This window comes from Eubacterium sp. OM08-24 (genome assembly GCF_003438075.1).
Lineage (GTDB): Bacteria > Bacillota > Clostridia > Oscillospirales > Acutalibacteraceae > Ruminococcoides.
Window position 1 is genome coordinate 21945 of record NZ_QSTA01000013.1, and the last position, 18491, is coordinate 40435.

Sequence of the window (18491 nt, forward strand, 5' to 3'; positions counted from 1 at the left end):
AATTAATAAGTGGCAGAAAGTAAGAAAGTCACACTTTAGCAATCTTAGAGAAAAGATACTATAAAGGATGCAAAAGTTTGCGTGTGTGGCTGATTTACCCTTAAAAAGTGGCAAATTAGTAGTTTTAGTAGCGTAGCTTTTCTTTTTGTTGCTGTCGCATTGGCTCTCGCCGTTATGTTCAATTCGCCAAACAGCAAGCCGTTTGGCTATCAGAATTTGCAATAACATAAAGTATTTGTGGGCGTTGCCCACACACACAACCTTTGAAAAGGTTGACCAAACTTTTAACTTCGGGACAGAAACATTTTCTTTTGCCGTACTTTGTTACCCGACCGAAAATCAGCTAACCCCTAATCTACAAACATTTATTTATTATTATAAAGAGAGTGATTTTATGTCTGACACTATTGCTGCTATCAGCACTGCACAGGGTGAGGGCGGTATCTCTGTAATTCGTATTTCGGGTGATTCCGCATTCTCTGTTTGCGATAAAATTTTTAAAGGCATCAATAATAAAAAACTTGCCGATATGAAAGGCTATACCGCATCTTTCGGAAAAATTGTAAGTGACGGTGAAGAAATAGACGAGGCGGTCGCACTTGTTTTTCGTGAACCGCTTAGCTATACGGGCGAAAATGTTGTCGAGCTTTCATGCCACGGCGGTATCTATATTACAAAACTTGTACTTCGTGCGGTGCTTGATGCAGGCGCAGTTCCGGCACAGGCAGGCGAATTTACAAAACGGGCATTTTTAAACGGAAAAATCGACCTTTCCGAGGCGGAGGCTGTAATCGACATCATTTCCGCAAAATCCCGTTCCGCCGCAAGGGCGGCTCTTTGTGTAAAAGAGGGTGCGGTTCGCAACAAAATTGACGAAGTAAAAAATCTCTTGCTTTCAACGGCGGCACATCTTTCCGCATGGGCAGACTATCCCGAAGAAGATATTGCCGAAGTAACCGACGAACAGCTTTACGATTCGTTTGATGTGAGTATTGCAATACTTGACGGACTTATTTCGAGTTATGACAGCGGACAGGCGGTAAAGCAGGGTATAGACACGGTAATTGCGGGCAGACCGAATGTAGGAAAAAGCACTCTTATGAACTTGCTTTCGGGTTGCGAGCGCAGTATTGTTACCGACATACCCGGCACAACCAGAGATATTATTGAAGACACGGTAATTGTCGGAGATGTTATTCTTAGGTTAAGCGACACTGCGGGACTTAGAACAACCGATGACAAGGTAGAGAAAATCGGTGTGGATAGGGCAAAGCACAGACTAAAACAGTGCGGACTTTTGCTTGCGGTGTTTGACTATAACCGCAGTCTTGACGATGACGACAAAGAATTGATAGAATCGGCAGGCGAAGTGCCTTGCATTGCGATAATCAACAAAACCGATTTGGACAAACAGCTTGACACAGAGTACATTGAAAGCAAGATAAAAAATGTGGTTTATCTTTCGGCAAAAAGCGGAGATGGCAGAGCAGAGCTTGTAAAAGCGGTTGAAGATATTGCGGGAATGGATAATTTTAACCCGAGTGAGGGTGTACTTTCCAATGAAAGACAGAGGCAGGCGGTATTAAACTCCCTAAACTCTGTAAAGGACGCAAAAAATGCTCTTGAAATCGGACTTACCTATGATGCAATCACTGTAAGCATTGAAGAGGCAATTACAAGTTTGCTTGAACTCACTGGTGAGAGAACAAGTGATGAAGTTGTAGACAGAGTATTCCATAATTTTTGCGTGGGCAAGTAATCTTGTTATCGAAAAGCGAAAGTCAGAGTAAATTATGGTTTAGCAGAGTGTCGGTCGGGCATTGAAAATTAGCTAACGCTAAATTATCAGCAAAGGAACAAAAAAAGTTTACTCAATTTTTTCAAAAATTGCGGGTTTGGGCAGCGCCCATAAAAATTTTCCGATATAACAATTTATCAGGCGCAAACAGCCACGCTGTTTGCGTGCTAAAACTAAGTTTGTTAAAACAGGCGACAGCCATTAAAAAAGCTTATATTTTATTAATGAAATAACGAATTTCTTTTCTTGTTGCTATCGCTTTTAAAGGCTGACGCCGTTGTGTTCAAGCCGCCAAACAGCAAGCTGTTTGACTGTCAAAACTTTGCGTTAGCAAAAAGTATTTGTGGGCTTTGCCCACACCCACAACCTTTGAAAAGGTTGACCAAACTTTTATAATTTATTAACCCTAAAAAGGAATGAAATATATGAAATATTTTGCAGGAGAATATGATGTAGCGGTAATCGGTGCAGGTCATGCAGGCATTGAGGCGGCTTTGGCGGCCGCCAGACTTGGCTGTAAAACCGCAGTTTTTACCATAAATATGGACGCAGTCGGCAACTGCCCTTGCAATCCGTCAATTGGCGGAACGGCAAAAGGTCATCTTGTTCGTGAAATTGACGCACTCGGCGGAGAAATGGGAAAGACCGCCGATGAATGCTTTTTGCAGTCACGAATGTTGAATCGTGGCAAAGGCCCTGCCGTTCATTCGCTCAGAGCACAAATTGACCGCCGCAAATATTCAACGGTTATGAAACACAAGCTGGAACTGCAAGAAAATCTTGAACTTAGACAGGCTGAAATCGTTGAAATTGAAAAAACCGAAGACGGCTACGATCTCACCACAAGAATGCTCGCTATTTTTCATTGCAAAACCGTTGTTATTGCAACGGGTACATACCTCGGCGGAAGAATTTTTGTGGGCGAGGTATCATACGAAAGCGGCCCTGACGGCATTTTTCCTGCGTCTTTTCTCGGTGCAAGTCTTAAAAAACTCGGTTTGCCGTTAAGAAGATTTAAAACAGGCACTCCTGCCCGAGTTCTCAGAAATTCCATTGACTACTCAGACCTTGAGGTACAAAAGGGTGACGAACCGCCGCAGCCTTTTTCGTATGAAACCGAAAATTTAGGCGAGAACAAGGTGGATTGCTACATAAGCTGGACAAATGAGAAAACCAAACAGATTATTCTCGACAATATTCACCGTTCGCCGCTTTATGCAGGCAAAATTGAGGGTATCGGCCCTCGTTACTGCCCAAGTTTTGAAGATAAAATTATGAGATTTAAAGACAAGCCGAGGCATCAGCTTTTTATTGAGCCGTGCGGTCTTGATACAGAGGAAATGTATTTGCAGGGTATGAGCTCGTCACTTCCCGAAGAGGTACAGCTCAAGTTTTACCACACAATAAAAGGTCTTGAAAACTGCGTAATTATGCGCCCTGCCTATGCGATTGAATACGATTGCGTTGACCCGACAGCTATGCTTGCTACCCTTGAATTTAAAGATTTTCCAAACCTTTTCGGTGCAGGTCAGTTCAACGGCAGTTCGGGTTACGAGGAGGCGGCGGCTCAGGGACTTGTGGCAGGAATTAATGCGGCTCTAAAAGTTCTCGGAAAATCTCCTCTCATTCTCGACAGAGCAGGCTCTTATATCGGCACACTTGTAGATGACCTTGTAACCAAGGGTGCAAACGAGCCGTACAGAATGATGACCTCAAGAAGTGAGTACCGCTTGATTCTCCGTCAGGACAATGCGGACGAGCGACTTACTCCACTCGGTCACGAAATCGGACTTATCAGTGAAGAAAGATACCAAAAATTCTTGCATAAGCAGGAGCTTAAAAAGCAGGAGATAAATCGACTTAAGACAACCGTAATTTCTCCGACAGATGAGGTAAACAAAATCCTTACCGAGAGAGGCACAAGTGAAATTACAACGGGTGTGCATCTCATTGACCTTATAAAAAGACCGCAGCTTGACTACAAGTCGCTCGAAAGCATAGATACAGGCAGACCTGCGCTTGACCCGAATATTTTTGAGCAGGTAGAGGTTGAAATAAAGTACGAGGGATATATTGCAAAGCAGTTAAAGCAGGTGGAGCAGATGCGCAGACTTGAAAACCGCCATTTACCCGAAAATTTTGACTACCGCACAATCAAGGGACTTAGACTTGAGGCACAAGAAAAGCTGAACAAAATAAAGCCGTTGAGCATAGGACAGGCATCGAGAATTTCGGGCGTATCGCCTGCCGACATCAGCGTGTTGCTCATTTGGCTTGCTCAAAACAAATAACGAGGAATTTATGATTAAAGATTTACTCCTGAATTTTATAAAAGACTATAAAATTACACTCACCGAAAATCAGTACAAGCAGTTTCAAAAATATTTTGAACTGCTTGCAGAGTGGAATGAAAAAATGAATCTTACCGCAATTACAGACGAGAGCGGTGTGGCGCTCAAACATTTTGCCGACAGCCTTAGCTTGCTCAACTTTGTTGACATTCCGCAGAACAGCAGTCTTGCCGATGTCGGTACGGGTGCGGGTTTTCCGGGTGTTGTTCTAAAAATTGCCAGACCCGACATAAAGCTCACCCTTATAGACAGTCTGAATAAAAGACTTGTTTTCTTGGGCGAGGTATGCGCTCAACTCGATATTGAAGCCGAACTTATCCACAGCAGAGCGGAGGACGGCGCAAGAGATGAAAAACTTAGGGAAAGTTTTGATTTTGTTGCGTCAAGAGCGGTTGCACGAATGAATGTTTTGAGTGAATATTGCCTGCCGTATGTAAAGGTTGGCGGTGCGTTTTGTGCAATGAAAGGCGCACAAGCAAATGAAGAATTTAAAGAGTCGCTCAACGCTATAAATACTCTCGGCGGAAAGCTTGAAAATAAGTATTTTTTTGAACTGCCCGAAAATGGCGGAGAAAGAGCGATTGCGGTTGTGAGAAAGGTTAGAAACACTCCGCAAAAATACCCCCGTCAATCGGGAAAAATTAAGGCAAAGGCTTTGTAATTATGGAAAATAATTTTTATAATATTTTTGATTCACACGCACACTATGATGACAAATGGTTTGATGAGGACAGAGAAGTTTTGCTTTCGTCAATGCAGGAAAACGGAGTTTGCGGTATTGTAAACAATGCCGTAGATTTGGCGACCGCTCAAATTTGTATTGATTTTTGCGAAAAATACGATTTTATGTACGGTGCGGTTGGATTTCACCCTGAAAATCTCGAAGATATGCCAAATGATTATCTTGACCGGGTTGCAGAGCTTTTAAAGCACAAAAAAATTGTAGCTGTCGGAGAAACGGGACTTGATTATCACTGGGATATACCGAGAGATTTGCAGAACAGAGTTTTTGAAGAACAGATAAAACTTTCGCTTGATGTAAATATGCCGATAATCGTGCATGACAGAGAGGCGCATGGCGATACTCTCAATTATTTGAGAAAGTACAAACCTAAGGCGCTTGTTCACTGCTTTTCGGGCAGTGTTGAGATGATGCGTGAAGTGATGCGCTACGGAAGTTACATCAGTCTTGGCGGAGTTGTTACCTTTAAAAATGCAAGACACAGCGTTGAGGTTGCAAAAGAAGTGCCGATTGACAGACTTTTGCTTGAAACCGATTGTCCGTATATGTCGCCCGTACCGTTCCGTGGCAAAAGATGCGACAGCACGATGATAAAATATACAGCCGTAAAAATTGCGGAAATAAGAAATATCGGAGTGCAGGAGCTTTTAAATATTACCGCAGAAAATGCAAAAAGATTTTATGGAATAGATTAACGAATTTTTTAGGCAGAAATTAGATGTCAGCGCATAGGTTATAAAAGGTTGACCAAACTTTTATTAATTTTAAAAAGAATATCAAAAAATTGTCACATTAAAAAGTTACGATATTCATATATAATGAGGGATACGAAAGGATGTGCCGTTATGAGCAAATTGCTTGTTGTTGATGATGAATACAGAATCAGACAGATTATTAAAAAATATGCCGAGTTTGAGGGCTATGAGGTAGAAGAGGCTGTTGACGGTATGCAGGCTATCGAGCTTTGCAGAAGACAGGACTTTGATTTAATTATTATGGATGTTATGATGCCTGAACTTGACGGTTTTTCTGCCTGCAAGGAAATCAGAAAATTCAAATCCACACCTATTATTATGCTTTCGGCAAGAGGTGAGGAGTACGATAAAATTCATGGCTTTGAAATCGGCAGTGACGATTATGTTGTAAAGCCGTTTTCGCCTAAGGAACTTATGATGCGTGTAAACGCTGTTATCAAGAGGAGCGGAAAGGCGAACAGCGAGCCTGAAAAAGATATTTTTACATACAAAGGTCTTAGCGTTGATTTTTCCGCTCGAATCGTTACCATTGACGGCGAAAGAGTGGATATGACTCCAAAGGAGTACGAGCTGTTTTTCTATATGGTTAAAAACAAGGGCATTGCCCTCACTCGTGAAAAGCTCATCAGCGAGGTTTGGGGATATGACTTTTTCGGTGACGAGCGCACACTCGATACTCACATTAAATTGCTCAGAAAAAGTCTGAAAGAATACAGCAAATGTATTGTTACTCTGCGAGGAGTTGGCTATCGTTTTGAAACACTCTAAATTCAGAAAACTCAGCTGGGCTGAGGTAAAAAACAGAGAAATGCCGTTGCATTTCACACTTTTGTGTTATTTTTTGCTTTTCGGACTTATAATTCTTGTTGTACTGTGGATATTCCAATCATTTTTTCTTGAACCGTTCTACACATCCACCAAGAAAAGAGCCGCCGAAAAAAGTGCAAAAATAATTTCGGAATCGCTTGAAAATAATCAAAATCCGCTTGCAACCATAGAAAATGTTGCGTCATACAATTCATTGTGTGTGCAGGTTTACGATACAAGCACTGCGTTTTTTCAGAAACGCTATGAATGTAACTACGCCTCTCCGTCGGTTTCGCTGAACATTGAGGCGCACAAGGTTTATTCCTATTATTCCTATGCCCTCGACAACAAGGGAAGCTGCCTTGAAATAAAGGGCGAAAACGAGCGACAGGACGGTTTTTTTGACGAATATCAGATTACCCCTGCCACAAGTGATACCGCAAATAAATCTATATGGAAGAAAAAGGTAAACAATACAGCCAAAATTATGACATACGGCAAAATTCTATCACTTGAGGACGGCACCGAATGTTTTGTGTTGGTTTCTTCCGTAATCACACCTATTAACAATACGATTGAAATTATAAAAGACCAAATTTTTGTAATTTCTATTGCGTTTATAGTGCTTGCTGTGGCAATTTCGCTTTATGCAAGCCAAAGAATTGCCAAACCTATTTCACTTACAACCAAGGCGGCAAAGGAACTCGCAAAGAAAAATTACGATGTTGAGTTTGACTCAAAGGGTTACCTTGAGGTGCAGGAACTTAACGATACACTAAATTTTGCCAAAAAGGAGCTTGCTGCAAACGAAAGACTGCAACGGGAACTTATTGCAAATATTTCCCACGATTTGCGCACACCGCTGACTATGATTACAGGCTACGGCGAAGTTATGCGTGATTTACCGGGTGAAAATACCGCCGAAAATATACAGATTATCATAGATGAGGCAACAAGACTTTCAAGCCTTGTAAACGATTTGCTCGATTTGTCAAAATTGCAGTCGGGTACTATGAAACTGCAAAAGTCTGTATTTTGCATTACCGACAGCTTTGAGGCTATTTTTGCAAGATACGCTAAGCTCAAGGAGCAGGACGGCTACAATATTTATCTCGACAAATGCAAGGAGAGAGTATATGTAAAGGCTGACGAACTCAAAATTTCGCAGGTAATATACAACCTTGTAAATAATGCAATCAACTATGCCGGCGACGACAAAACCGTTGTTGTAACTCAGCAGATAATCGGCGATAAGGTGAGAATAAATGTTACCGACCACGGCGAGGGTATCCCTGCCGACAAGCTGGAGTATATTTGGGACAGATACTACAAGGTTGACAAGGAGCACAAGCGCAGTGTTATCGGAACAGGTCTTGGCCTTTCAATCGTAAAATCTATTCTCAACGCCCACAACGCAAGATGCGGTGTATCAAGTACCCTCGGCAAAGGCAGTACCTTCTGGTTCGAGCTTGACACCGTAAGAGTTGTGGAAAATAAGAAAGATGAAAATACTGATAGTGAGTAATAGGAGATTACACAATGAGCGATAATATATTATATCACTGAAGTAATGTTATTGTGCAAAACCCTGAAGTGCTTATAAATGGATATTATAAAGACTTCGGTTATGGATTTTATTGTACCAACTCAGAAAAGCAGGCGAGGCGTTGGGCATATACTCGAAAAGGTAATACAGTTATAAATATAACTATATAAAAAATGAAAATGGAAATATCAATGTAGCAGATGTAGATACTGAACTTGTCGAAAAAATCCCGACTGCAACACAAATGGGAAAAGTGTATCAAAGATTAATTTTTGATACTGCGTTACCGCACGAAAGTGAAGTTGACGGAATAATCAGAGTATACAATGATCCTATTTGCAAGGTAATAGACAATTATAATTGCAGTGCTTATTATGAGCCGTCATATGTGATAGCAAGAGCTTATCAGAACGGCGGTTTTTAAAATTTAATTATCACAAACACAAAGGGGCTGACGCATAACAGTCCCTTTGACATTAATAAAATCAATATTTTTTTTTCTGATTATCTTTAAAGTATATTCTGTATTGGCTTGGGGTTAGGTTCTTTTTCTTTTTAAAAAGCCGAGAAAAATACATTTGGTCGGCAAAGCCGGAATCGAGTGCAATATCTCGTATGGTGAGGTTTGAACTTCCGAGCAGAGAGCTTGCCCTTGAAATTCGCAGTTTGTTTATATAATCGTGAACCGACATTCCCATTTCAGACTTGAACAGCTTGTAAAGATACGAGCGGTCGAGCTTTAAGTAGTTTGAAACATCGGTTGCAGTGAATGACGGATTTCTGAAATTCAGCTCAATGTATTTTGTTGCCGAGAGCACATAGCGGTTGTATTCCTCTTTTACCGCAGGGAAATACTCTATATAATAAGAAAGCAAATAGCTCATTTTTGCTTTCATTCTTGCATTTTGAAAAATTTCTCCCTTTCCGTCAGAGGTTACATCAAATAATTTTTCTGGGTCGGGCAGGTCAATAGGCGGAGAAACATACAGTCCCGATATAAACGAGGTGTGCGAAATCAACAGCATATAATCTGCACCTGTAAAATTTACATAGAGCATTTCGCAGTCATCCTCAGCGGTTTCAAAGGTGCATTGCGAGTTTGGCCTTACAAATATGCTTTGCTTTTCCTTAATATCATACTTTACCTTGTCTATCCATACAATGCCACTGCCTTTTAGCAGGTAGTAGAGAGCAGGCAGTTTTTTATTGAGAGTGGCAAGACTGTATTTTTTTGAAAAATGTAATTTGCCGTTTAAAATATTATTTTCGGCTTGTATCCGATATTTGTTAATATTTTCCATAATACACCTTAAAAATTCCAAAAATTAATTATTTGCAACATATACCCATAAACAAGAAACAATTATCTATATCTTTAGATTACAAAGTTGTTTATAATAACTACATAATACAACAAAATTTTGTGAAATGCAACATCTGTTTGCGGAGGTAGTGACATGAACTACAAATATGAAATCGTAAATTACGATAAAAATGTTCCTGCAAAAATCTTATATTGTGATTTATCTTCAGATACACATAAAACCGAATTACATTGGCATCGTGAACCTGAGATTGTGTATGTTCTTGAGGGGTTAGGAGAATGTTCACACAACGGTGAGATGAAAGATCTTCCGGCAGGAGAATGTATGATTTTTAACAGCGAGGATGTGCATCTTGTTCGTCCTAAAATGGGATATCGTGCAAATATGATTATTATTCAGCTTTCCTTTGAATATATGAGAATGTTTTGCAAAACCATTGACAGCGTTATTTTTGATCTTCACGAAAGACCTGAGCATAAAGACCAAATTTGCGAGATTTTAAGACAGATTGCAAACATAGATATTGACCACGACGAGTACGGTGTGCTCAAGCAGATTTCGGGTGTTAATTTATTATATTATACCTTGCTTAAATACTGCACATCACTCAAGAGAAGTGCAAATTCGTTTATTATTCCAAAGCGTGATTTTTCTTATGCAAAAACCGCTATTGCTTATATTAATGAAAACTTCAAGCAGGAGATTCCGCTCAACGAGATTTCAAGTGTGGTAAATCTTTCACCGTCTTATTTCTCAAAGTACTTTAAGAGCGTAACTCAGGTTAGCTTTTCAGAGTACCTTGCAAATCTTCGTCTTGAAAATGCTTTGCAGGATATGCTTACAAAGAACTCTACCGTAACCGCAGCCGCTGTTGAAAACGGCTTTGCAAATGTAAAGTCATTTATTACACAGTGCAAAAAGGTGTACGGTTATACTCCTGCGCAGTACAAAAAGCATCTGCTTAACAGATGATTAAAATTGATTACAAGTTTTTTCTTTATTATACCCAAAAAGAACAGCTGCTGTTGTAATGACAGTAGCTGTTCTTTTTGCTTTTAAGTGGTTAATTGTAAGGTGTGTTGCAATAATTCAAGAATTTAGGTCAAGATTTTTAAAGGCTTGCAGGCTTGGGCAGAGCCCATAAAAAGTTTCTGTTACAGCAAATTGTCGGTCGGGCAACAGATTAAAACGAAATTAAAACTTTCAGCTCAAAATAAAGGTTGAGGGTGTGAGCAAAGCCCAAAAACAGTTGCACTTATAGCTTTGATTAAAGCAAAAACAGCGAATAGCCGTTATTTCCTTTAATCTGTAACAATATACTTAATATCTGCGTGTGCCTTAATTAGATATTGAGTTAATTACTTGAGCTTGTGTTTGTCAAACTCAATTAAGATGATTTTACTTTTTTCTTCGCTTTTAGTTGGTTATTTGCTCTGACAAATACTTTTCCCTGCTCTATATACAACTGTTGTTGTTCAATTGTCATTGAGCGAAATACACGAAGTAATTCTTCTTCCGCAAGGTTATTTATTTTGTTTTCGGGAATGTTCAAAAGATAATCAGCGGACACATTAAAATATAAAGCTATTCTTTTCAATGTTTCAAAGTCAGGCTCACTTATCCCCTGAACATATCCTCCAATTGTTGACGGTGCAATATTGAGGTCATTTGCAAATTGCTTTTGTGTAATGTTTTCTTCGTCTATAAGCAAGCGTAATTTTTCGCTGAAATTCATAGTAATCACCCATAATTATTTTAAAGGAAAATACGAAATAATAGTTAAAAATACTAGAAACTAGTTGACAAAACTAGAATATAGTTGTACAATCAAATTAAAGAACATCGATATTTTAATAATTAGGGGGTAATATAGTATGGCTTTTTGTACCAATTGCGGAAGCAAATTAGATGATAACTATGCATTTTGTACCGTATGCGGAACAGCTGTTAAGAATGATGTTGTCAATCAACCGCAACAGTCGCAAGTAGTCTATGAAGAATTTGTACCGACATTAGGTATGGGCAGAAAATTTGCATTCAAAGAAAAATCTCTTGTTTACAGCGATAAAGAATATGAATATGCGAAGTTAAAACCTATCACTCTGATAACTGCACCTACTTTTGCTTCAAACGGTGTAGCACAAACTACTTCGGAAGACGGAGAGTTATTGACATTAGCCTTTAGTCGCAAAGATAATACACGCTTTAACTCAGTTCTAAGTTACGCTAATGAACAAATCAATGCAGAACACGGAAATGCTAAAAAATATAAATTTGTTTTGCAGTCGCCATCGGGTTCTAAAGTTGAAGTTTACAGTGATTATCTTATAGTTTACTATATCAAAGGCGAAACAACCAAAGGCAGTGAAAGCGTTAATAAAATAAGCAAAGGCTTTGGGTTAAACGGTAACGGACTCACAGGAAAAATTACGGGCGGACTTGGTAAAGCTATAGACAGCATTGGCAGTTTAGGCACAGGCATTAACAATACATTTAAATGTGGTGCAACAGGCGACATAATTATGTTTGCCGATTTGAATGTAAATATTAGTGGCGATAATTTGATTATTAACGAATATTCAATACCCATAGGTCAGCAGAATTTTAATTTAGCAAAAGAGATTATCGACTACATTGATAACACACTTAAATCAGCAAATGAAAAAGCAGAAATTCCACCGATAACTTCAGAAGTATGGGAGCCGATAGTCGGAAAAATAAAAGAATTTAATTTTTACGGAAAAAGTCTTAGAATTCCCGAAAATTTAGATGTGTTCAATTCTTACAGATCAAAGTTCAAGGAGATTGCACAAAAGTGCCTTGAAAGAGCTAGGTCTGAGTATGATTTAAAAATAAATGATTTTATCTCATTTATGGAATTTTTTCCAAAAATATACGCAGACAATCTTTCGCCGATAATACAGAAAGCCGTAGATGTATTAGTTGCTAACGGAAATTGGACGGTAACTTTTGACTCGTTTTATGAACAGCATACTTCTGAATTTCATCTTGGCATAGATGATTATAATGCAATGACAGAAAGTGTAAATCTAACCGTTGCTAATAATCAAAGAAGTGTTGCAGGTGTTATGTCACATGTTCCGACTATGGTAGGCGGTGGCTTTGGTTTCAAAGGTGCGTTAAAAGGTGTAGCAATGGCGACAACATTTAATGCTGTAACACAAGGAATAAGTAATGCCGCAATTAAAAATGCACGAAACCTCACACCGCCACAGCAAGCAGAATTGTACGGACGCATTAAAGCAGACATTTTATTAAAGCGTGTGTTTTTAGACTACTGGAATGTTTACATCTCTCTTGTTTGTACATTAAAAAATAGCGGAAGTGATATTTGGTGGCAGACAAGAGATGCTGACCAACAGTATAAAAATATTTTTCAAAATTTATCAAATCCGAATTTTCCACAGGATAAGGTTTTAGATACACTAATTAAGTTGATTGTTACAAATCCGTACTCACCCGAATATTATGAATTTGCGATATCAAGATTTGGTCAATCAGAAGATATCACAAAAATCAAAGAATATTTTGGATTGACAGAATAAAGTAATACAGATAGGAGTAAAATTATGATTTATTGTAAAAAATGCGGAACACAGGTTCAGGAAGGCATTAAATTCTGCCCGAAGTGCGGTACAGAAATTCAAGATCAGGCTAAAATAAATGATATTGAGGCAAACAAAGTTATGGCTGTGATTTCTTATCTGGGAATTCTTATTATCATTCCGTTGCTAAAAGGCGAATATAAAAATTCTCCGTTTTTGAAATTCCATCTTAATCAGGGAATACTGTTCTGTATTGGTTGGGCTTTGACTATTTTGCTTAATGTAATTCCTTTTATCGGCGGACTTTTAGGCGGACTGTTTTCATTTGCTTTAGCTATTCTTGAAATAGTTTGTATTGTTTACGCAGTTAAAGGAGAAACCAAAACTTTTCCTATAATCAGTAAGTTCAAGATTATTAAATAATTCCAATTCTAAAAACAAATATTCTAAGGAGATTATTATGACTACTCTAAATTCATTACATATTGACATTGCAAAAGTACTAATGCAGTGTGCAAAAGAAAACAAAACAATTACTTACGGAGAACTGTGCAAAGAAGTAGGTTACAACAGTCCAAGAACTATGGGAGCTGTACTCGACCCTTTGACAAAACTTACATACAAAGAATACGGCGTGTTTATTTCTGTGTTGGTTGTACGAAGCGAAACTCAGAACGATAATTTGCCTATGCCAAGTGACGGTTTCTTTGAGATGTATCATGAGTTTGCTCCGTCAAGTTCTCTATCAAATGAAGAAATTGTGCAAATCCAGAGAGAACTAACATATAAGCAGGATTGGAGTAAATTGCCTGATTTAATAAGAGCCGAAATTAGCGAATAAATATCCTTATAGTAAAAATTTATTAGAGATGTTTTCTTGTACATAAAGCATAAAAGAGAAAACATCTCTTTTAGTTTATAAATAAAATTTGATTGTCAAACCGAAAGTCGGCTTAACCATTATTTACCCCAGCATTTATTATACTTCCTTTTTTTAAACCATTATGCAGAAATTTATTGAAATAGGGCGAAAAAAGTTTTATAATAAAAGAATACGGATAAATTACACCGAAAGGAATTTGAGTATGAATATCAGACAAATTAAGGCTGAAACTGTAACTGAAACAGTAAAACAGCTTTTTCTCGACTGCAACTATTTTATTGGCAAAGATATTATGACCGCTCTTGAAAACGCAAGGGAAAACGAAAAATCTGAGGTTGGCAAAAGTGTGCTTACTCAGATTATTGAGAATGACAAGCTCGCCGCAAAAGAGGAAGTTCCGCTTTGTCAGGATACAGGTATGGCTATTTTGTTTGTCGAATACGGCGACAAGGTTGTGATTGAGGACGGCAGTTTTGAAGATGCAGTCAACGAGGGTGTAAGACAGGCCTATAAGGACGGTTATTTAAGAAAAAGCGTGGTAAATGACCCTGTTTTTGACCGATTGAATACTAAGGACAACACACCTGCTATTATTCATACTAAAATTGTAAGCGGTGACAAAATAAAAATTACGGCAGGCGGCAAAGGCTTTGGCAGTGAAAATATGTCTGCCATAAAAATGCTCACTCCGTCTTACGGAATTGACGGTGTAAAGAAGTTTATTCTTGATACCGTAAGAACAGCAGGCCCTAATCCTTGCCCTCCTATTGTGGTTGGTGTGGGAATTGGCGGAACTTTTGAGAGATGCGCTCAGCTTGCTAAAAAAGCTACATTCAGAGCCATTGATACTCACAATGCCGATGAAAGATACGCAAAACTTGAGGACGAATTGCTCGAAAGCATAAATAAAATGGGATTCGGCCCGGCAGGTCTTGGCGGAACTACTACCGCTATCGGAGTAAATATTGAAACCTCGCCGACTCATATCGCAGGTATGCCTGTTGCGGTAAATATTTGTTGCCATGCGGCAAGACACGCAAGCGCAGAGATTTAAGGGGGATAGGACTATGCCAAAAAAACTTACATTGCCACTCAGCAATGAGGATATAAAAAACTTAAAAGCAGGAGAAAGCGTGTTGCTCAGCGGAACAATGCTTACAGGCAGAGATGCCGCACACAAAAGACTTTTTGAACTTATAGAAAAGGGCGAAAAACTGCCTGTTGATATAAAGGGCGAAATTATTTATTATGTAGGCCCTGCACCTGCAAAACCGGGATATGCGGTAGGTCCGGCAGGCCCAACCTCAAGCTACCGAATGGATAAATACGCACCTGCGCTGCTCGACCTCGGATTAAAAGGAATGGTAGGCAAAGGCGCAAGAAATAAGGAAGTAATAGACGCTATTGTCCGTAACGGCTGTGTGTATTTTGCGGCAATCGGCGGTGCCGCCGCTTTGATAGCGAAGAGCATTAAAAAAGAAGAAATGCTTTGCTATGAGGATTTGGGCACTGAGGCAGTGAGAAGATATACAGTTGAGGATTTCCCTTGTATTGTTGCCATTGACAGCAATGGAAATAATGTGTACGAAACCGAGCCGAAAAAGTATAATACAGAGGATTGATTTTTAAGGACTGCAAAACAGCAGTCCTTTTTAATTTTGCTTTTTATCAAAAGTTATGGTAAATTATGGTTAGATGACTTTCGGTCGGGCAACAAAGTAAAATAATAGCCAAACTTTCCGCTCAAAGTTAAAAGTTTGGTCAACCTTTTCAAAGGTTGTGGCTAATTTGCCCTTGAAAAGTGGCAAATTAGTAGTTTTAGTTGCGTAGCTTTTCTTTTTGTCGCTCTCGCATTTGGCTATCGCTGTTATGTTAAAACCGCCAAACGTCAACCCTTTAAAAAGGGTTGACCTAAATTTTGAATTTATTATTCTAAACTTTTTGCCAAACTTAAAATAGTCAAAATAAATTATAAAACAACAAAGCAACTGCCATTTTATTTATTGTAATTTTATTTATCTTGTGTTAAAATTATCATATAAAATTTACAAATTAATTATTTATTATATGTTTTTAACAAAGAAAGGACAAATTATGATTATTAATCTTGATTTGAATATTGAAAAGCCGAGATACTACACTGTTTCTGATATTACATTTGCTCAGGTTGACGCTTGGTTTGGTCATACAACACGAGATTTAAAGCTGGATTTGATTTATCCGCAGAGCAGAATGAAAAAAGTCCCCTGCATTGTTTGGATTTGCGGCGGCGGTTGGATACGAATGGATAAATCCGCTCACTTTGCCTACCTTGCAAAACTCGCTCTCAACGGTTTTGCCGTAGCAAGCGTTGAGTACCGCACAAGCAACGAGGGCGCTTACCCTATGCCGCTCGAAGATGTAAAGGCGGCTATCCGCTATCTCAAGGCGCACGCAGACCGCTACTGTCTTGATGCAGACCACTTTGGTGTTGCCGGTGAATCCGCAGGCGGTTATCTTGCCGCAATGTGTGCTCTCAATAACGACAAAAGTCTTGATGTGGGTGAATATCTCGATTATTCAAGCGAAGTGCAGGCTTGCTGTCCGTTTTATCCGCCGACAGACCTTGCAACTTTTCCGTACAAATCGGCTCTTGAGGCAAGCGCAAGTATGGAGTCGCTTATGCTCGGAATGAATGTAGTTCTCAACAAGGAAAAGGCACAGGAATGTTGCCCTGTATCTTTTGTAACACCGTCAGCACCGCCGTTTATGATTTTTCATGGCACAAACGATTCAACTGTTCCGTTTTCGCAAGGCAAGGTGCTTTATGATTTGCTTATAAAAAACGGTTGCGACGCAACATTGGTAGCCGTAAACGGCGCAGAACACGCAGATATTTTCTTTGCACAGGAAAAACTATGGGATATGGTAGCGGATTTTTTCAAGGACACACTTTATAAATGATATAATTAACAAGAAAAGTTTTCAACAATTTATTATAATGCTGTTGAAAACTTTTTCTTTGTATTTAATATTTATTTTAAGTCGGAAAAAATAAACAAACTTATAGAAAAATATACAATGAATTAAAGAAAAAATCCAAAAAGTATATAAAAAACAGTCAAAATGTGATATAATTATTAATTATAAACAGTATAAGGAGAATTGCAGTGAAAGAAACAATTTGTACTATACCGATAAACGATATTTTTATGCCAAAGGACGGTTGCCCAATTTGCCGAATGGAAGATATGCTTGAAAAACAGTATGTAAAGTTCATTACAGGCGATGCTATGATGGAGCCGAACATTAGAATAGAAACCAATAAAAAAGGCTTTTGCCACCGCCATTTTTCGCAGATGTTTACGGTAGGTCAAAAACTGCCCAACGCACTTATACTCGAAAGTCATTTGCAGGAGATTATCGACAAATATATGCCGGCAAAGCTGAAAGGTAAGCCTGATAAAAAACAGCTTGAGGGCATAAAAGAGGAGCTTTCCTCTTGCTATGTGTGCGACAGAATCGCAAGCGATATGCACCACTTTATGGCTACTGTTTTTGTAGAATGGGCAAAGGGCGGAGAGTTCAGAAAGCTCTACAATGAACAGCCGTTTATCTGTTTGAAGCACTATTCTTTTATAATGAGTGCCGCAACAGGCAAGGGCGGAATATCGTCAAAACTTTTGCCTGACTTTTACGCGGAAACCGCCGCTCTCACAAAGAACTATCTTGTAAGCCTAAAATCGGATATTACACACTTTTGCTCAATGTTTGACTACCGCAGTCAGGGGCAGGATTGGGGTACATCAAAAGATTCGATTGAAAGAAGTATTGCGTTTTTGACGGGTACAGACTGACAAAAAAGAAAATTCGGAAATTCCGAATTTTCTCCTTATAAGCTAAATTGCCATTCTTGCTTTTTCAGCAGAAAGGTAAACACAGACCTCGCCAAAACTGCGGCGAAAAACGGTGAATAAAATTATTTGCATAATATTGGATATACTATATAAAAGGAAGTCTTAATATGCTGACATATACGGCTGATGATTTGGAAAAAATTTTTAAGGACGAGAATATTAATCCCGATGAGCTGCAAAATATGGTAGTGGAAAAGCTGAGAAAAAAGAATCTCAAACTTGCCACCGCCGAGAGCTGTACGGGCGGTTTGCTTTCGGGCAGAATTACCGCCGTTAGCGGTGCAAGCGAGGTGTTTGACTGCGGAGTTTGCTCGTATGCAAATAAAATTAAACATAAGGTGCTCGGAGTGAGCGAGGAAACGCTCAGCACACTCGGCGCTGTATCTGCCGAAACCGCTTTGCAAATGGCTGAGGGTGTAAAAAACCTCGCAGATGCCGACATTGGCGCAAGCACTACGGGAATTGCAGGGCCAACTGGCGGAACAGACGAAAAACCTGTGGGGCTTGTATATGTGGGAATTTGTGCAAATTGCAGTAAATTTTCAGTAAAGCTCTTGCTCGGCAAAACAAACGGAAGTGAAAATTCCCGAAATTATATAAGAAAACTTGCTTGTAATGCCGTTCTTTATACAATTTGGAAATTAAGCTAAATGTTGTAAAAAAATCTTGTAAAAAAATTAATATTGTGGTAAAATAAAATCGTAACTGTGGATATGGGGGTTTTTTTGCCCTTAAATTATAATTCATTTAAGTAATTATAATTTAATCTTTTGATTTATCCCGAAAATATAACTTAATATCCGTCAGAATGGAGTTGATTTT

At 38.9% G+C, this 18491-nt stretch carries 19 protein-coding genes; 16 read left to right on the forward strand and 3 right to left on the reverse strand.

Annotated features, from left to right (window positions below; translation table 11 throughout):
- The coding region (locus DXC23_RS12580) for a hypothetical protein (RefSeq protein ID WP_207658474.1) at positions 1-252 on the reverse strand (252 nt) is incomplete at its 3' end.
- 142 nt (positions 253-394) lie between these two features.
- Here DXC23_RS12580 and mnmE point away from each other — a divergent pair.
- The 7 genes from mnmE to DXC23_RS12820 all read left to right on the forward strand — a co-directional run bounded on the left by mnmE (position 395) and on the right by DXC23_RS12820 (position 8423).
- Positions 395-1759, forward strand: coding sequence for a tRNA uridine-5-carboxymethylaminomethyl(34) synthesis GTPase MnmE (mnmE, locus tag DXC23_RS11680; protein WP_117706623.1), 1365 nt, complete (start codon positions 395-397; stop codon positions 1757-1759).
- Between the two features lie 464 nt (positions 1760-2223).
- Positions 2224-4089, forward strand: coding sequence for a tRNA uridine-5-carboxymethylaminomethyl(34) synthesis enzyme MnmG (gene mnmG / locus DXC23_RS11685; protein WP_117706625.1), 1866 nt, complete (start codon positions 2224-2226; stop codon positions 4087-4089).
- Between the two features lie 10 nt (positions 4090-4099).
- A complete protein-coding gene (rsmG, locus tag DXC23_RS11690; protein ID WP_117706627.1) occupies positions 4100-4810 on the forward strand; it encodes a 16S rRNA (guanine(527)-N(7))-methyltransferase RsmG in 711 nt (236 codons plus the stop codon).
- A 2-nt stretch (positions 4811-4812) separates the two neighbouring features.
- Complete coding sequence (locus tag DXC23_RS11695; RefSeq protein WP_117706629.1) at positions 4813-5586, forward strand: TatD family hydrolase; 774 nt, start codon at positions 4813-4815, stop codon at positions 5584-5586.
- A 150-nt stretch (positions 5587-5736) separates the two neighbouring features.
- A complete protein-coding gene (locus tag DXC23_RS11700) occupies positions 5737-6414 on the forward strand; it encodes a response regulator transcription factor (RefSeq protein ID WP_117706631.1) in 678 nt (225 codons plus the stop codon).
- Complete coding sequence (locus DXC23_RS11705; protein ID WP_117706633.1) at positions 6401-7978, forward strand: HAMP domain-containing sensor histidine kinase; 1578 nt, start codon at positions 6401-6403, stop codon at positions 7976-7978. The genes DXC23_RS11700 and DXC23_RS11705 overlap by 14 nt, the downstream gene beginning before the upstream one ends.
- A gap of 265 nt (positions 7979-8243) precedes the next feature.
- Positions 8244-8423, forward strand: a complete 180-nt coding sequence (locus DXC23_RS12820; RefSeq protein ID WP_347474811.1) for a hypothetical protein — start codon at positions 8244-8246, stop codon at positions 8421-8423.
- Between the two features lie 61 nt (positions 8424-8484).
- On the opposite strand, the gene DXC23_RS11720 is transcribed toward DXC23_RS12820, so the two are convergent.
- The gene (locus DXC23_RS11720) at positions 8485-9300 is read right to left on the reverse strand and encodes an AraC family transcriptional regulator (protein WP_117706637.1); all 816 of its coding nucleotides are present in this window, start codon (positions 9298-9300) and stop codon (positions 8485-8487) included.
- Positions 9301-9456: 156 nt separating this feature from the next.
- On the opposite strand from DXC23_RS11720, the gene DXC23_RS11725 reads away from it, so the two are divergent.
- Positions 9457-10296, forward strand: coding sequence for an AraC family transcriptional regulator (locus DXC23_RS11725; RefSeq protein ID WP_117706639.1), 840 nt, complete (start codon positions 9457-9459; stop codon positions 10294-10296).
- Positions 10297-10711: 415 nt separating this feature from the next.
- On the opposite strand, the gene DXC23_RS11730 is transcribed toward DXC23_RS11725, so the two are convergent.
- Positions 10712-11059 carry a helix-turn-helix transcriptional regulator gene (locus tag DXC23_RS11730; RefSeq protein WP_117706641.1) on the reverse strand — a complete coding sequence of 116 codons (348 nt, stop codon included), beginning with the start codon at positions 11057-11059 and terminating at the stop codon, positions 10712-10714.
- A gap of 139 nt (positions 11060-11198) precedes the next feature.
- Between DXC23_RS11730 and DXC23_RS11735 the strand changes: the two genes are divergently transcribed.
- The 8 genes from DXC23_RS11735 to DXC23_RS11770 all read left to right on the forward strand — a co-directional run bounded on the left by DXC23_RS11735 (position 11199) and on the right by DXC23_RS11770 (position 18319).
- Positions 11199-12890 carry a zinc ribbon domain-containing protein gene (locus DXC23_RS11735; protein WP_117706643.1) on the forward strand — a complete coding sequence of 564 codons (1692 nt, stop codon included), beginning with the start codon at positions 11199-11201 and terminating at the stop codon, positions 12888-12890.
- Between the two features lie 24 nt (positions 12891-12914).
- Complete coding sequence (locus DXC23_RS11740; protein ID WP_117706645.1) at positions 12915-13313, forward strand: zinc-ribbon domain-containing protein; 399 nt, start codon at positions 12915-12917, stop codon at positions 13311-13313.
- A gap of 37 nt (positions 13314-13350) precedes the next feature.
- Entirely contained in the window at positions 13351-13731 is a 381-nt protein-coding gene (locus DXC23_RS11745; RefSeq protein ID WP_117706647.1) for a hypothetical protein, read from the forward strand.
- A 250-nt stretch (positions 13732-13981) separates the two neighbouring features.
- Positions 13982-14827, forward strand: coding sequence for a fumarate hydratase (locus tag DXC23_RS11750; RefSeq protein ID WP_117706690.1), 846 nt, complete (start codon positions 13982-13984; stop codon positions 14825-14827).
- A 13-nt stretch (positions 14828-14840) separates the two neighbouring features.
- Positions 14841-15395 carry a Fe-S-containing hydro-lyase gene (locus DXC23_RS11755; RefSeq protein WP_117706649.1) on the forward strand — a complete coding sequence of 185 codons (555 nt, stop codon included), beginning with the start codon at positions 14841-14843 and terminating at the stop codon, positions 15393-15395.
- A 472-nt stretch (positions 15396-15867) separates the two neighbouring features.
- Positions 15868-16716: an alpha/beta hydrolase gene (locus DXC23_RS11760; RefSeq protein ID WP_117706651.1), complete on the forward strand. Its 849-nt coding sequence runs from the start codon at positions 15868-15870 to the stop codon at positions 16714-16716.
- 206 nt (positions 16717-16922) lie between these two features.
- Positions 16923-17609: a DUF6062 family protein gene (locus DXC23_RS11765; RefSeq protein ID WP_117706653.1), complete on the forward strand. Its 687-nt coding sequence runs from the start codon at positions 16923-16925 to the stop codon at positions 17607-17609.
- 167 nt (positions 17610-17776) lie between these two features.
- On the forward strand, positions 17777-18319 hold the full coding sequence (locus DXC23_RS11770; protein WP_117706655.1) for a CinA family protein: 543 nt from the start codon (positions 17777-17779) through the stop codon (positions 18317-18319).
- Positions 18320-18491 lie beyond the last annotated feature (172 nt).